The sequence below is a fragment of the Pseudomonas moraviensis subsp. stanleyae genome, assembly GCF_036283065.1.
In the GTDB taxonomy this organism is placed as follows: Bacteria; Pseudomonadota; Gammaproteobacteria; order Pseudomonadales; family Pseudomonadaceae; genus Aquipseudomonas; species Aquipseudomonas stanleyae.
Map to the genome: position 1 here is coordinate 522,014 of NZ_JAADJI010000001.1, position 14,399 is coordinate 536,412.

13 protein-coding genes are annotated in these 14,399 nt (G+C 60.4%); 1 reads left to right on the forward strand and 12 read right to left on the reverse strand.

Annotated features, from left to right (window positions below; genetic code table 11):
- Nucleotides 1-75: 75 nt before the first annotated feature.
- From GXB78_RS02190 to GXB78_RS02200, 3 genes are read right to left on the reverse strand one after another with little or no spacing between them, the layout of a single operon-like run.
- A complete protein-coding gene (locus GXB78_RS02190; protein ID WP_329513963.1) occupies nucleotides 76-3,138 on the reverse strand; it encodes an efflux RND transporter permease subunit in 3,063 nt (1,020 codons plus the stop codon).
- A complete protein-coding gene (locus tag GXB78_RS02195; protein WP_329513964.1) occupies nucleotides 3,135-4,199 on the reverse strand; it encodes an efflux RND transporter periplasmic adaptor subunit in 1,065 nt (354 codons plus the stop codon). Before GXB78_RS02195 ends, GXB78_RS02190 begins: the two co-directional genes overlap by 4 nt.
- The gene (locus GXB78_RS02200; protein ID WP_329513965.1) at nucleotides 4,196-5,299 is read right to left on the reverse strand and encodes an efflux RND transporter periplasmic adaptor subunit; all 1,104 of its coding nucleotides are present in this window, start codon (nucleotides 5,297-5,299) and stop codon (nucleotides 4,196-4,198) included. The genes GXB78_RS02195 and GXB78_RS02200 overlap by 4 nt, the downstream gene beginning before the upstream one ends.
- Nucleotides 5,300-5,493: 194 nt before the next feature.
- On the opposite strand from GXB78_RS02200, the gene GXB78_RS02205 reads away from it, so the two are divergent.
- Nucleotides 5,494-6,654: an AAA family ATPase gene (locus GXB78_RS02205; protein WP_329513966.1), complete on the forward strand. Its 1,161-nt coding sequence runs from the start codon at nucleotides 5,494-5,496 to the stop codon at nucleotides 6,652-6,654.
- A gap of 111 nt (nucleotides 6,655-6,765) precedes the next feature.
- Here the strand turns inward: GXB78_RS02205 and GXB78_RS02210 are convergent, their stop codons facing one another.
- From GXB78_RS02210 to GXB78_RS02250, 9 genes are all read right to left on the reverse strand, one after another.
- Entirely contained in the window at nucleotides 6,766-7,638 is an 873-nt protein-coding gene (locus GXB78_RS02210) for a transporter substrate-binding domain-containing protein (protein WP_329513967.1), read from the reverse strand.
- On the reverse strand, nucleotides 7,635-8,417 hold the full coding sequence (locus GXB78_RS02215; RefSeq protein ID WP_329513968.1) for an amino acid ABC transporter ATP-binding protein: 783 nt from the start codon (nucleotides 8,415-8,417) through the stop codon (nucleotides 7,635-7,637). The genes GXB78_RS02210 and GXB78_RS02215 overlap by 4 nt, the downstream gene beginning before the upstream one ends.
- Nucleotides 8,414-9,073 carry an amino acid ABC transporter permease gene (locus tag GXB78_RS02220; RefSeq protein ID WP_329513969.1) on the reverse strand — a complete coding sequence of 220 codons (660 nt, stop codon included), beginning with the start codon at nucleotides 9,071-9,073 and terminating at the stop codon, nucleotides 8,414-8,416. The genes GXB78_RS02215 and GXB78_RS02220 overlap by 4 nt, the downstream gene beginning before the upstream one ends.
- Nucleotides 9,054-9,719, reverse strand: coding sequence for an amino acid ABC transporter permease (locus GXB78_RS02225; protein WP_329513970.1), 666 nt, complete (start codon nucleotides 9,717-9,719; stop codon nucleotides 9,054-9,056). Before GXB78_RS02225 ends, GXB78_RS02220 begins: the two co-directional genes overlap by 20 nt.
- Before the next feature lie 640 nt (nucleotides 9,720-10,359).
- On the reverse strand, nucleotides 10,360-11,157 hold the full coding sequence (locus GXB78_RS02230; protein WP_329513971.1) for a MetQ/NlpA family ABC transporter substrate-binding protein: 798 nt from the start codon (nucleotides 11,155-11,157) through the stop codon (nucleotides 10,360-10,362).
- A gap of 166 nt (nucleotides 11,158-11,323) precedes the next feature.
- Nucleotides 11,324-12,256, reverse strand: a complete 933-nt coding sequence (locus GXB78_RS02235; protein WP_329513972.1) for a sigma 54-interacting transcriptional regulator — start codon at nucleotides 12,254-12,256, stop codon at nucleotides 11,324-11,326.
- 51 nt (nucleotides 12,257-12,307) lie between these two features.
- A complete protein-coding gene (locus tag GXB78_RS02240; RefSeq protein ID WP_007918704.1) occupies nucleotides 12,308-12,889 on the reverse strand; it encodes an alpha/beta hydrolase in 582 nt (193 codons plus the stop codon).
- Nucleotides 12,890-13,253: 364 nt separating this feature from the next.
- Nucleotides 13,254-13,655: an ExbD/TolR family protein gene (locus tag GXB78_RS02245; RefSeq protein ID WP_007972930.1), complete on the reverse strand. Its 402-nt coding sequence runs from the start codon at nucleotides 13,653-13,655 to the stop codon at nucleotides 13,254-13,256.
- Between the two features lies 1 nt (nucleotide 13,656).
- Nucleotides 13,657-14,382, reverse strand: coding sequence for a MotA/TolQ/ExbB proton channel family protein (locus GXB78_RS02250; protein ID WP_329513973.1), 726 nt, complete (start codon nucleotides 14,380-14,382; stop codon nucleotides 13,657-13,659).
- Nucleotides 14,383-14,399 lie beyond the last annotated feature (17 nt).

A 14,399-nucleotide genomic window follows, 5' to 3' on the forward strand; every position in this document is an offset into this window, starting at 1 on the left:
CGAATGAAGAAGGGACGTTAGCGCAGTCCGCTCACCCTGTAAGTCAGACCTTTCCCAAAGATCGCAGGCGCTGTCTCACTGCGCCGGCTTCTCATCCTTCTGTGGCTCGCGAATCTTGTACCAGGCCACATACAGCGCCGGCAGGAACAGCAGCGTCAGTAGCGTCGCCACGACAATCCCGCCAATCATCGCGTAGGCCATCGGCCCCCAGAACACTTCCCGGGCAATCGGGATCATGCCCATGCTCGCCGCCGCCGCGGTCAGCAGGATTGGTCGGCGCCGGTGTTCGGTCGCTTCCACGACCGCGTCCCACGGTGCATAGCCTTTCTGCTCGAACTCATCGATCTGCGTCACCAGAATCACCGAGTTGCGGATGATGATGCCGATCAGCGCGAGAATCCCGAGGATCGCCACAAAGCCCATCGGCGTACCGGTCGGCACTAGCGCCAGCACTACGCCGATCAGCCCCAGCGGCGCGACACTGGCGACCAGGAACATCTTCTGCACGCTGTGCAACTGGATCATCAGGAACGTCGCCATCAGAAACAGCATCAGCGGCAGCACCTTGGCAATCGGCCCCTGGGCCTTGCCGCTTTCCTCGACCGTACCGCCGGTGGCGACCTTGTAGCCGACCGGCAGTTTCGAGGCAAAAGCGTCGATCGACGGCTTGAGCAGTTTCACCAGATCGGTCGGCTGAATCTCGTCGCGCACCGAGGCCTTGATGGTAATGGTCGGCAAGCGGTCACGACGCCACACCAGCGGCTGCTCCAGCTCATAGCGCACGGTGGCGAACGCCAGCAGCGGAATCGAGGTGCCGCTCGGCGTGACGATCTGCAGGTTCTGCAGGGTTTCCGGGGTACCGCGCTCGGAGTCCACCGCGCGACCGACCACGTTGATCAGGTAGATATCGTCATCGACCTGGGTCAATGGCGAGCCGCTGACGATACTGTTCATCAGGTTGGCGACGTCTTCGGATGACAGCCCGAGTTGCCGCGCCTTGTCTTGGGCGATGTCGATGCGCAGGACTTTGCCCGGTTCGTTCCAGTCGTAAATGATCTCGCCGATGTGCGGGTTCTTGTCCAGTTCGGTGGCCAGATCGATGGCGTGTTTGCGCACCTGATCGACGTCCTTGCCGCTGACTCGATACTGGATCGGACGCCCCACTGGAGGGCCCATTTCCAGGGCCTGCACGTAGCTGCCGATGCCGACGAAGTCTTTGTGCAGGCGCTCGCGCAAGCGCTGGCTGAGGGCCTCGCGGGCTTCGAAATCCTTGCTGACGATCACCAGTTGCGCGTAGTACGGGTTCTGCAATTGCTGATCGAGGGGCAGGTAGAAACGGATCGCGCCCTGACCGATGTAAGTGCTCCAGCGCACGATGTCCGGATCGCCCTTGAGCGTTGCTTCGAGCTTGTCCACCGCTTTGCGGGTTTCATCGATCGAGGCGTTTTGCGGCAGGTTCAGGTCGACGAGTATTTCCGGGCGATCCGAAGCCGGGAAAAACTGGTTCTGCACGAAACGCATGCAGAACACCGCCAGCACGAACAACAGCACGGTGACGCCGATCGCCCACCAGCGATTGCGCATGGCCCACAACAGACCGCCGTTGAAGGCCCGGCCCACGCGACCCGGCTCGGCATCATGGGCCTTCACCTTGTCGCTGAGGATGTGCACGCCAATCACCGGCGCGAAGAACACCGCCACTACCCACGAGACGATCATCGCCACCGCAATCACCGCGAACAGCGTGAAGGTATATTCACCGGCAGAGCTGGCGTTGAGGCCGATAGGCACGAAACCGGCGACGGTCACCAGCGTACCGGTGAGCATCGGGAAGGCCGTCGAGGTGTAGGCGAACGTCGCCGCCTGCTCCTTGCTCTCGCCCATCTCCAGGCGCGTGACCATCATCTCCACGGTGATCATCGCGTCGTCCACCAGCAGACCGAGGGCGATGATCAGCGCGCCGAGGGAAATCCGCTGCATTGTGATGCCGCTGTATTCCATGAACACAAAGACCATCGCCAGCACCAGCGGAATCGAGCAGGCCACCACCAGACCGGCGCGCACGCCGAGGCTGATGAAACTCACCACCAGCACGATGATGACCGCTTCGAACAGGGCGCTGGTGAAACCGCCAACGGCCTCTTCCACCACCACAGCCTGATCGGAAACCGTGTGCACGCCAACGCCAACCGGCAAGTCGGCGGTGAGCTGGTCGATGCGCTCGTGCAGCGCTTTGCCGAACTCCTGCACGTTGCCGCCCTTCTGCATGGCAATCGCCAGGCCGATCGCCGGTTTGCCGTCGAAGCGGAATTGCGGTGTCGCCGGGTCGACGTAACCACGGCTGATTTCGGCGATATCGGCCAGACGATAGAAGCGATCGTTGAGCTTGAGGTTGACCTCGGCCAGATCTTTCTCCGACTCGAACTGGCCCGAGGTGCGCACGGAGATCCGCTCCGGCCCCGCCTCGATCACCCCGGCCGGTGTTACCGCGTTCTGCGATTGCAGGCTCTGCACAACCTGGCGCTGGTCGATACCCAGCGCTGCGAGTTTGCGCGTGGAGAAATTCAGGTAAATCGTCTCGTCCTGCTGGCCGACCATTTCGATCTTGCCCAGCCCCGGCACGTTGCGGATTTCGGCACGTGCCTGTTCCACGTAATCGCGCAACTGGCGCATGGTCAGGCCGTCGGCGGTGAAGGCGTAGACCGAGCCATACACATCACCGAATTCATCGTTGAAGCCCGGGCCCTGAATGCCTTGGGGGAACTGGCCGCGAATGTCGTCGATCTTCTTGCGCACCTGGTACCAGATTTCCGGGATGTCCTTGGCACTGGTGGTGTCGCGCAGGTACACGTACACCGTCGATTCGCCGGGGCGTGTGTAGCTTTTCACGTAGTCGAGGGAATCGAGCTCTTCGAGTTTTTTCTCGATGCGGTCGGTCACCTGCTTGAGGGTTTCTTCCTGGGTCGCGCCCGGCCATTTGGTCTGGATCACCATGGTCTTGATGGTGAACGACGGGTCTTCCTCGCGGCCCAGATTGAAGTAGGAGAAAACACCCATCAGCAACCCGACGAACATCAGGTACCACACGAAAGACTGGTGCTTGAGGGCCCATTCGGAGAGGTTGAAAGAGCCTTTCATTGACTGTCCTCGTCAAGTTTTACCGATTGTCCGGGTTTGAGACTGTGGACGCCGGCGCTGACCACGCGCTCGCCGTTTTGCACGCCGCCAGCGAGCACTACGCTGTGGTCGCCACGGCTGACCACGCTGACCTCACGCGGGTTGACGGTTTTGTTTTGCGTATCGATCACCCAGATGCGGGTTTTGCCATCGACTTCCTGCAAGGCAGTGAGCGGCAGTTCGATGCGTGGTTTGATTGCCGAACTGAGGGTTACGCTGATCGCGGTGCCGAGGCGGAAACCGTCCGGCGTATCCGACAACGTCAGACGGGCGCGACGAGTGCGCGTAGCGCTTTGTGCCTGGGGCTCGATCTCGCGGATGATCGCTGTGGTGTTGATGCTCGGGTCGAGTTGCGCGGCCACCGAGAACACCACGTCGCTGGGCAACTGATCGACCAGCGTATCGGGCAGATCGATTACCGCTTCTTTGATGTCCGGTTGGGCCAGCGTCACCACTTGTTGCCCGGCAGTTACCACTTGCCCGGCTTCGGCGTTCCACGCGGTGACCACGGCTTTGTGATCGGAGCGCAGCTCGGTGTAGCTCAATTGATCCTTGCTCTGGCTGACCGCCGCACGCGCCTGATCGAGCGAGGCCTGGGTGGTTTTCAGGTCGGTGTTGGCGACGTCCAGTTGCGCCTGGGCACCGACGCCGCGATCGAACAGCGCTTGCTGACGGCGTGCGTTGGCCTGGGCGTTGATCAGTTGCGCCTGGATTCTCGCCAGATCGCCTTGGGCCGAACGCAACTGATTCTGCTGGTCGGACGGGTCGAGGGTGGCGAGCAAAGTGCCCTTCTGCACCTCGGCGCCGACATCGACGTTACGCCGGGCGATCCGGCCGCCGACGCGGAAACCGGTGTTGCTCTCGTAGCGCGCCTGAATGCTCCCGGCAAAGCGCCCGAGGCTTTCTTCGTTCAGCGCTTTGACCGTGACCGACAGCACCGGGCGTACCGGTTCCGGTGGTTTTTCCTTTTCCGAGCAGGCGCCCAGCAGCAGCGCCATGCACAACAGGCCGAGACGCTTCATGGCTGCGCTCCCGGTTGCAGATCCTTGTAGGTGTTTTCGGCAATCTCGACTTTCATGCCGGGGTGCAGCAACTGGCCGCCGGCGACAATGACTTTCTCGCCGCCCTTGAGGCCTTCGCTGATGATCACTTTGCCGGTCAGGTAACGACCGACCGTGACCGTATGCAACTGCGCTTCGCCCTTGTCATCGACCAGCCACACCGCCGGGTCGCTGATGTTTTTCGTCAGCGCCGACCAGGGCAGCTCCACCGCCGATTTGCCGGTGCCTTTGGCGGTGGCACTGACCACTGAACCGAGCTGCATGCCCGGCGGCAGTTTGTCGAGGCTGACCTTGACCTGTACGGTGCCCGATTGCGCCGACACCGAAGGGGTGATTTCGCGCACGGTGCCGGTGGTCTTGATCTCGGGGTTGTCGAGCAGGCTGACCACGATCGAGCGATCGGACGGCCGCTCGGCCAGCAGCGACTCGTAGACATTGAACACCGCGTCGCGGTCGCCATCGCGGGCAAGACTGAAAATCGGCGCGGTGGCCTGCACTACCTGGCCGACTTCGGCCTGGCGCTCGGTGATCACGCCCGGAGCATCGGCGATCAGCGAGGTGTAGCTGAGCTGGTCCGTGGCGTTGGCCAACTGCGCTTGCGCCGCGCTCAATGCGCTCTGGCTGCTGCGCAGCGCCGCTTGCGCCGAATCGTATTCGCTCTGACTGGTGTAGCCCTTGGGCAGGAGTTTCTGCTGACGGACGAACGCCGCTGCTGCCTGCTTCACGCGGGCCTGTTCGGCGACGACTTGGGCCCGAGCGGAATCGACGTTGGTCTGCAGATCTTTCGGATCGAGTCTGGCCAGCACCTGCTTGGCGCTGACACGGTCGCCGACATCGACCATGCGCTGGATGATTTTGCCGCCGACGCGGAATGACAGCTGTGTCTGCACCCGCGCCTGCACATCACCGGTGAGGGTCACCGCTGCGGCGTAGTTGGCCGGTTCGACTTCTTGCACAAAGACCCGTGGCAGATATTCCTGAGCAGGTTTCTTGTCGCCGCAAGCGCTGAGCAAAGTGAACAGACTCAGCATGACTGCTGTTTTCATTCCGGGACTTGCCATGCAGACTCCTTCCTGTGTACGAACGTGCAAGTGACGATACGACTGTGAGCTTAGAACAGGGTTCAACGTTCGCTCGCACGATCCTGACATTTCCATGTAGGAGCTGCCGAAGGCTGCGATCTTTGCTTTTTCAAGATCAAAAGATCGCAGCCTTCGGCAGCTCCTACAAGGGCCGCCCGCAGAGAAGGAATTCCATGCTTAATACCCTGGCCGTGGCCAATTACCGCTCGATCAACAAACTGGTGATTCCGCTCGGGCGCCTGAACCTGATTACCGGGCCCAACGGCAGCGGCAAGTCCAATCTTTACCGCGCCCTGCGCCTGCTGGCGGAAACCGCCCAGGGCGGCGTGGTCAATGCGCTGGCGCGTGAGGGTGGGCTGGAATCGACTTTCTGGGCCGGGCCGGAAACCATCAGCCGGCGCATGCACAAGGGTGAGGTGGCCATCGAAGGCACTGTGTGGAAGGCGCCGGTGCGTTTGCGACTGGGGTTTGCCGGGGAAGATTTCAGCTACTCGATAGCCTTGGGCCTGCCCACCCCGACCCGTTCGTTTTTTGCTCTGGATCCGGAAATCAAACGTGAATGCATCTGGGCCGGCCCGGTGTTTCGCCCGGCGAGCCTGCTGGTCGATCGCAACGGTCCGATGATCCGCGCCCGCGAGGGCCGTTCCTGGGATGTGGTGGCACAACACACGCCGAACTTCGACAGTCTGTTCGATCAGGTCGGCAGCCTGCGCAGCTCGCCGGAGGTGTTCCAGATGCGCGAGTTCATCCGCCGCTGGCGTTTCTATGATCACTTTCGCAGCGATGCCGATGCGCCCGCACGCCAGCCACAACTGGGCACGCGTACGCCGGTGCTGCACCACGACGGTCGCGACCTGGCGGCAGCCTTGCAGACGATTATCGAAATCGGCGACCCGCAGGCATTAAGCGCGGCGATCAGCGATGCATTTCCCGGGGCGCGGCTGACCATTGAACCGCTGGCCGGTGGCCGTTTCGCTATCGAGTTTTATCAGGAAGGCTTGCTGCGGCCGTTGTCGGCGGCGGAATTGTCGGACGGGACCTTGCGCTATCTGCTGTTGATCGCGGCGTTGCTGACCCCGCGACCGCCATCGCTGATGGTGCTCAACGAACCGGAAACCAGCCTGCACCCGGACCTGCTGCCGGCGCTGGCGCGACTGATCATCCGCGCTTCGGAGCAGTGTCAGGTGTGGGTGGTGTCCCATGCACGGCGATTGATCTCGGCATTGCAGGAAGATCCGCAGTGCAATTGCATCGTGCTGGAGAAGACGCTGGGGCAGACCGGGATTGTCGGCCAGCGGGTGCTGGATGAGCCGGCGTGGCACTGGCCGGATTGAGGGGTGCCTTAAGAATTCGCGAGCAGGCTCGCTCCCACAATCGTACGCGGTTGAATGTGGGAGCGAGCCTGCTCGCGAAAGCGATTCAAGCGTCACCGCTGAATCCAATAACTAGCCCTGCCACTTGCCCCCTTCAACAATCACACTCTCAGGCCGGGTGTCATCGCTCAGCTCCTTGCGCACATATTGGTCATACAGCTTGAGCAGGTATTTCTCCTCGCCCAATTTGGCCAGCTCGCTGTTGACCCAGTCACGCAACTCGAGATTGCCCTTCTTCACTGCTGGCGCAATTGGCGCTTCGGCTCCGAGCTTTTCTTCGAGCACCCGATAGCCCGGGTTCTGCTTGGCCCAGCTGAACAACACCAGATTGTCCTGCGCATAGGCATCGCCACGGCCATTGGCCAAGGCTTGCAGCGATTCGGAGTTTTTCTCGAACTTGAGCAGTTTCCAGTCCGGGTGGTTCTTGGTCAGCCAGATATCCGCGGTGGTGCCGGTGGTGACAATCGTGGTGCGCGTGGCCAGGTCATCAAGTTTCTTCACCGAACTGCCCTGCGGCACCAGCGCCTGCACGGCCACCTTGAGGTTCGGGTTGGTGAATTCCACCGCTTCCTTGCGCTCCGGAGTAACGGTCATGTTGGCGAGGATCAGGTCGACCTTGTCGCTTTGCAGAAACGGAATGCGGCTCGCGGGTTCGACGGCGACGAACTCGACCTTGTTTTCATCGCCGAGCAGATCCTTGGCGAAGCGCCGACCGATGTCGGTATCGAAGCCAACGTAGCGTCCGGCCTCATCGACGAAACCGAACGGTGGCTTGTCGGTGAAGACGCCGACAATCAGTTTGTCGCGGGCCTTGATCTTGTCCAGATAACCGGCCGGCGCGGTGCTTTCGCTGGCGACTTTCGGCTTTGGCGGCTCTTCGGTTTTACCGCAACCGGCGAGCAAGGCGAGGCTGAGCAGAGGCATTAACAAAGCGGCAGTTTTCATAGCGGTTCCAGTTCCTTTATCGGATTCGTTTCTGGCAGTGTGGCAACGAAGGAGAACTTCTCCAGGAACTGCTGCGCGCGTGCGGTTTGCGGGTTCGTAAAGAAAATCTCGGGCGGGGATTGTTCGAGGATGCGCCCGGCATCCATGAACACGATGCGGTCGGCCACCGCGCGGGCGAAGGCCATTTCGTGGGTGACGATCAACAGGGTCATGCCTTCGCGGGCCAGACCCTGAATGACTTGCAGCACTTCCTTGACCATTTCCGGGTCGAGGGCGGCGGTGACTTCGTCGAAGAGCATGACCCGCGGGTTCATGCACAGCGACCGAACAATGGCGATGCGTTGCTGCTGGCCGCCGGAGAGCTGACGCGGAAAGGCATCGCGCTTGTCCAGCAGGCCAACACGCTCAAGCAAGGCTTCGGCCTGCTGTTGCGCTTCGCGGCGCTGACGCTTCTGCACCTTGAGCGGACCGAGCAGCAGATTGTCGAACACGCTCATGTGCGGGAACAGGTGATAACTCTGGAAGACCATGCCGATCTGCTGACGGATTTCGCGCCAGTCAGTGGCTTTGTCCAGCAGCTCCCGGCCGACGAATTTCAGGCTGCCGCTGTGCGCCTCTTCCAGACCATTGAGGCAACGCAGCAAGGTGCTTTTGCCGCAACCGCTGGGGCCGAGGATGACGATCACCTCGCCAATCTGCACCCGCAGATCGATGCCATTGAGCACCTGCTGTTCGCCATAGAATTTGTTGAAGCCATGAAACTCGATCAATGCGCTCATGCTTGCGTCCAGCGCCGCTCCAGCACGCGCGAAGCGGCCGACAGCGGGTAGCAGATGAAAAAGAAAAACAGAAACAGCGCGCCGTAGATCAGTACTGATTCGTAGGTGCGCTCGATGATCTGTTGGCCGACCTTAATCACATCGACCACGCCAATGAGCACCGCTAGCGAGCTGGTCTTGATAATCCGCGTGTAGACGTTGATGGTCGGCGGCGTCATGCGTTTCAGCGCTTGCGGCAGCAACACGTAGCCGTAGAGTTGCGCGGCGTTCAGACCAATCGACAGCCCCGCTTCACGTTGCCCGCGCGGTAACGAATGCAGCGCCCCGCGCGCCACTTCACCGACCTCGCTGGCGCCCCACAGCGACAGCACCAGCACCGCGCACCAGAAGCTCGGCAGGCTCAGGCCGAAGAAAATCGGCAAACCGAAGAACAGCAGATACAACCAGACCAGCACCGGAATCGCCCGGAACAGCTCCAGATAGACGCGCAAAATCGCGTTCAGCCACGTTACGTTCAACGTGCGCAAAACGCCGTAAAGCACGCCGCCGACCGTGCTGATGGCGATGCTCAGAAACGAGATCGACAAAGTCTGCCCGGCGCCTCTGGCCAGTTGTGGCAACGACACCCAGAGCAGCTCAAGACCCGAACTGGCCATGCTGGAGCCTCCTTTCCAGGCGGCTGAGCAACAGCGACAGCGGCAGGAACAGCAGCACGCAGATCAGCGTCAGCACCGCGAGCATTTCGTAGGTTTTGTAGTAGAGCGCGATGTAGCTCTTGGTGGTGTAGAGGATTTCCGGCACCGCCACCGCCGAGACCACGGTGGTTTCCTTGAGCAGAAAAATGAAATTGGCGAACAGCGACGGCAAGCTGAGAATCCCCGCCTGCGGCAGGATCACATAACGCAGCAATTGCCCGTGAGACAGACCAATCGAACGCCCGGATTCCAGCTGCGCCTGGGGGATTGCATCGACACCGGCGCGCAGCACTTCGGTGAGGTAGGCACCGCCAAGGAAGGTCATGGTGATGATTGCCGCAGTGAAACCGGAAACCTGAATCCCCACCGCCGGCAGAGCGAAATAAACGAAGAACAGCTGGATCAGCAGCGGCGTGTTGCGCGCCAGCTCTACATAGAGGCCGACCAGTTTGCGCAGGTACGGAGTACGAAAAACCAGAATTGTCGCATTGAGCAGCGCCACCAGCAGCGAAGTGCCGATCGCGATCAATCCGACCTGCAGGGTCACACCGACGGCCTTGAGAAAGGCCGGCAGGGTGCTGAGGATAAAGGCGTAGTCGAAAGTCATGAAGCGTCCTGACGCCGCTCGGTAAGCAGCGGTAATGCAATCCATGGACGGCGGGCGGCTGTCCGGCAGGCACTGACTTTATAGGTATAAAAACAAGAATTTAAATACCGTTAAAGCATATTGATATCACCCAAAAAACTATCCTGTGGGTTTGCCGGGAAAGAATAAGAAGGCTATTTTTCTTTGCGCTGTAGGACGGATCTTTTTTTCACGAAAGACCTCCAAGGAGCCACAGCTTTTGGCCAGACTCTCCGGCCCATTCACCACAAGGAAGAAAGACATGGACGTAAAAGTGCCGCAGCGGCTGGATCCGCAGGACATTGTGAAATTGTTGGTGGCGTTGCGCCGGGCGTTGAAGACCACAGCGTAAATCAAAAGCCCCTCACCCCAGCCCTCTCCCGGAGGGAGAGGGGGCCGACCGCAGTGTCTTTCGTCGTACATCGACCTGAAGGACCGAGTCGATTATGGATTCAGCGACGCGCGATCAGGTCGGCGGACCTCTACAGCATCCCCCATTCAGTCCCCTCTCCCTCCGGGAGAGGGTTAGGGTGAGGGGCTTTTCAACGCACACACAAAAACGCCGATGACCATCACAGGCCATCGGCGTTTCTACATCTGAAGCAGATTCACTCAAGTCAAATCAGAACGCCGGCAACACCGCGCCGCTGTACTTCTTCTCGATGAACGCTTTGACTTCCGGGCTGGTCAGGGCCTTGGCCAGTTTCTGGATCGCGTCGCTGTTCTTGTTGTCCTCACGGGCCACCAGGAAGTTCACGTACGGCGAGTCGGCACCTTCGATCACCAGCGCATCCTTGGTCGGGTTCAGCTTGGCTTCCAGGGCGTAGTTGGTGTTGATCATGTCCAGATCAACTTCTTTCAGAACGCGTGGCAGCAGAGCCGATTCCAGTTCCTTGAACTTGAAGTTGTGCGGGTTCTTGGCGATGTCTTTTGGCGTTGCCAAAGCGTTTTTCGGATCTTTCAGTTCGATCAGACCCGCCTTTTGCAGCAGGATCAGGGCACGGCCGCTGTTGCTGCCTTCGTTGGGGATGGCGATGGTCGCGCCGTCCGGCAGTTCAGCCAGGGTCTTGTACTTGCTCGAGTAACCACCGAACGGTTCAACGTGCACACCCTGCACGGTCACCAGGTACTTGGATTTGTCGTCCTTGTATTTGCCCTGGTTGAAGCTGTTCAGGTACGGCAGGGTCTGGAAGTAGTTGGCGTCCAGACGCTTCTCGCCAACCTGTACGTTCGGTTGCACGTAGTCGGTGAAGACCTTGATTTCCAGATCCACGCCTTCTTTGGCCAGGGTCGGCTTGATCAGCTCGAGGATTTCAGCGTGTGGCACCGGCGTTGCGGCAACCACCAGTTTCTCGCCGGCGTTGGCGAAAGAAACCGTGAGCGCAGCCGCCAATGCGGTAAACAACAGAACCTTTTTCATGCAGTGTCCTTATCGAAAATCACGGTCGTCATCGACGACGGCATTAATACGTGTGCCAGTGAAGTGATATCGCTGGCGTGGAGCGGACAATACCCGGATTTTTTATTCCCGGACAATAACGTTTATTCAGCTTCATATTCCATTTTGTTCATGTTGGAGAAAACGGTTAAACCGTCTCGCTCAACTGAATCAGCCAATCTTTCAATGCCTTACGTTCTGCACTGCTACCGCCGATGTGGGTCTGCCTCACCAGTCGTTCGATCTGAACCTGCGGCGCAGACGCTTCGGGCAGGTTCAGATGCTCCGGCAGAATCTCGTCGCCTGTACTGACCAGCAGAGCGAAGTGAATGACGTTTTCCAGCTCGCGGGTGTTGCCCGGCCAGCTGTGTTGTTCGAGTACACGCTGCGCCGCTTCGCTGATCAGCGGCACCGGCAGGTCGAGACGCTGGCTGTAGATGCCGAGGAAATACTCGGCCAGCGAGAGGATGTCGCCGGTGCGCGCGCGCAACGCCGGCAGCTCCAGATGACCCTCGCTGAGATAGTGATAGAGCCGCTCGTGGAATTTTCCGGCGTCCACCGCCTGGGCCAGATCGATACTGGTCGCGGCGACCAGGCGCACATCCACCGGGCTCGGCTGATGCGCACCGACACGGGTGACTTCGTGGTTTTCCAACGCGGCGAGCAACTTGATCTGGATCGGCAGTGGCAGGTCGCCGATTTCATCCAGATACAAGGTGCCGCCGTTGGCCGAACCGAACCAGCCGGCGCGACTGCTGGCCGCGCCGCTGTAGCTGCCGGCGGCGTAGCCGAACAGTTCGGCATCGGCGTAGGTCGGGCTGATCGCGCCGCAATTCACCGAAACGAACAGGCCGCTGCGGTCGCTCGCGCGGTGAATGTGACGAGCGAGCAGCTCTTTACCGGTACCGGTCTCACCGCGAATCAACACCGAGATCGAACGTGGTGCCAGTTGTTCGAGTTCTTCACGCAATTGCCGCGAGCGCGGATCGACAAACACCAGCGCCTTGGCGCGAATGCTCAGGGGGCTTTTTTCCGCATCGGGAAAGGTCAGCAAGGGCTGACCGAAGGTTTCGAAACTCATGGCAGGCTCCCGCCCAAAACCGCCAGCCGACGGGGGCGTTGAAAAATAAGGTCAGGCGCGACGGCGGGCGTGGTGTTCAAGGCGGTTTTGCAGGCGATAGAGATAGGCAAAACCCTGCTCCCAACGCTGATGCCCGGACTTGACGTTGATGTGCCCGGCCCCGGCGAGAATCCCCGCCTCCGCACCCCAATTGCGCGCCAGCTCCAAAGCGCGCGGCGCACTGACGGCGGCGTCGTTGTCGGAGCTGACGACCTGGCTGGGGAACGGCAACAGATCCGTCGGAATCGGAGCGAAGTTGCGCAGTGCCGGCGCGCACGCAGGACGCTCGACATCGGCCGGCGCGACCAGCAATGCCCCGCGCACCTGACGCAGGTATTGCAGCGGCGCAGTCGCCGCCCAATGGGCAACGGTGATGCAGCCCAGGCTATGAGCGATGAGGATCACCGGCGTGCTGTCGGCAGCAATCGCTTCGGCCAGCGCCGCGACCCAATCTTCACGACGCGGCGTCAGCCAATCGGCCTGCTCGACCCGCGCGCTGTTCGGCAGGCTGTTCTGCCAATGGCTTTGCCAATGATCTTCTGGCGATCCTTGCCAGCCCGGCACAATCAGGTAACGGATTGATTCATTGCGCATGGGGAAGCTCTCCTGCGTCGTGTCTGTTCTGGGTCGAGTATAGGGAGAGGAGTTATATTCGTTAAGGAATAAGAAGCTATTTATTAATATCTGTATCGAATATGTAATTTACGTACGGCTTGAGATTCTTCCCCCTCACCCCAGCCCTCTCCCCCAAGGGGGCGAGGGGGAAAGGGAGCCGATCTTCATGCCGTTCAAATCCTGAGTTCGACTGGAATTTTCATGTCGGTGTATAGCACCCAAACAACGCGGCCAGTTCCCTCTCCCTCCGGGAGAGGGCTAGGGTGAGGGGCTTTCCAAAACCGAACTCAAAAAAAAGGGCCGCACCCTGCCAAGGAGACGGCCCCGGAAAAGCAAAAACCTGTCACCGCGCAGTAATCACCGACAACTTGGTAATCCCTGCCCGTTCGATCGAAGCCATGGCCCGCGCCACTTCGCCGTAGTTCACCCCGTCATCGGCCTGCAATTGCACGCGCACTTCCGGGTCCTTGGCCTTGGCCGACTTGAGGTTGAATTCGAGCAAGTCGGGCTGAATCTCGTCCTTGTTGATAAACAGCTTGCCGGCGCCGTCGATGCTCACCACCAGTGGGTCCTTCTGCTCGACCGGCGCCACCGCTTCGGTCTTCGGCAGGTTGATCGGTATCGCGTTGGTCAGCAGTGGAGCGGTAACGATGAACACCACCAGCAGCACCAGCATCACGTCCACCAGCGGCGTCACGTTGATCTCGCTGAGCACCTCATCCGTGTCTTGCGTGGAGAACGCCATATCAGGACGCCTCCTTCACTTTTGCCGCGTTGCCCGGCGTTGCCACCTTGTGCGCGGTCGGGTGAATCAGTACGCGGAACGCACTCTTCTGCGCCAGGCTGTAGAAGTCGTGAGCGAAGTCGTCCAGATCCGCTGCGGTCAACTTCAGACGGCGCAAAAAGTAGTTGTAGACCAGCACCGCCGGCACCGCGACGGCGATACCCACGCCGGTCGCAACGAGCGCCGCACCGATTGGGCCGGCCACCGTTTCCAGGCTCGCCGAACCGGCGGCGCTGATGCCTTTCAAGGCCTCCATGATTCCCCACACCGTGCCGAACAGACCAATGAACGGCGAGGTGCTGCCAATACTTGCAACCACCGCCAGACCGGTTTCCAGCGAGCGCCGTTCACGCACGATTTGCTGGCGCAGGGCGCGCTCGAGACGATCCTGATGGTTGATCGCCTGGCTCAAATCATTCGCCTGCGGCGCCTCGCCCACCTGGATTGCCGCGTAACCGGCCTGCGCAACTCGCGCTGCGGCGCCGGGCTGGGTTTCGCTCAGCTCGGCGGCGGCATCCAGACTCGACGCCGCCCAGAAACGTTTATGAAAGCGCCGATCCTGCGCCTTCAGACGGCCGAACTGCACAGCCTTGAGCAGAGCCAGGCCCCAGGTGGCGACGGAAAAAACCACCAGCAGCCAGATCACCGCGCTTTCGATGGATTCCAGTGGAGAAGCCATTAACGTCATGATGTGTTCCCTCGTGT

Bases quoted from the DNA above. Each gene is read 5' to 3' on its own strand.
- GXB78_RS02190 (WP_329513963.1), bottom strand. From the start codon at position 3,138: ATGAAAGGCTCTTTCAACCTCTCCGAATGGGCCCTCAAGCACCAGTCT.
- GXB78_RS02195 (WP_329513964.1), bottom strand. From the start codon at position 4,199: ATGAAGCGTCTCGGCCTGTTGTGCATGGCGCTGCTGCTGGGCGCCTGC.
- GXB78_RS02200 (WP_329513965.1), bottom strand. From the start codon at position 5,299: ATGGCAAGTCCCGGAATGAAAACAGCAGTCATGCTGAGTCTGTTCACT.
- GXB78_RS02205 (WP_329513966.1), top strand. From the start codon at position 5,494: ATGCTTAATACCCTGGCCGTGGCCAATTACCGCTCGATCAACAAACTG.
- GXB78_RS02210 (WP_329513967.1), bottom strand. From the start codon at position 7,638: ATGAAAACTGCCGCTTTGTTAATGCCTCTGCTCAGCCTCGCCTTGCTC.
- GXB78_RS02215 (WP_329513968.1), bottom strand. From the start codon at position 8,417: ATGAGCGCATTGATCGAGTTTCATGGCTTCAACAAATTCTATGGCGAA.
- GXB78_RS02220 (WP_329513969.1), bottom strand. From the start codon at position 9,073: ATGGCCAGTTCGGGTCTTGAGCTGCTCTGGGTGTCGTTGCCACAACTG.
- GXB78_RS02225 (WP_329513970.1), bottom strand. From the start codon at position 9,719: ATGACTTTCGACTACGCCTTTATCCTCAGCACCCTGCCGGCCTTTCTC.
- GXB78_RS02230 (WP_329513971.1), bottom strand. From the start codon at position 11,157: ATGAAAAAGGTTCTGTTGTTTACCGCATTGGCGGCTGCGCTCACGGTT.
- GXB78_RS02235 (WP_329513972.1), bottom strand. From the start codon at position 12,256: ATGAGTTTCGAAACCTTCGGTCAGCCCTTGCTGACCTTTCCCGATGCG.
- GXB78_RS02240 (WP_007918704.1), bottom strand. From the start codon at position 12,889: ATGCGCAATGAATCAATCCGTTACCTGATTGTGCCGGGCTGGCAAGGA.
- GXB78_RS02245 (WP_007972930.1), bottom strand. From the start codon at position 13,655: ATGGCGTTCTCCACGCAAGACACGGATGAGGTGCTCAGCGAGATCAAC.
- GXB78_RS02250 (WP_329513973.1), bottom strand. From the start codon at position 14,382: ATGACGTTAATGGCTTCTCCACTGGAATCCATCGAAAGCGCGGTGATC.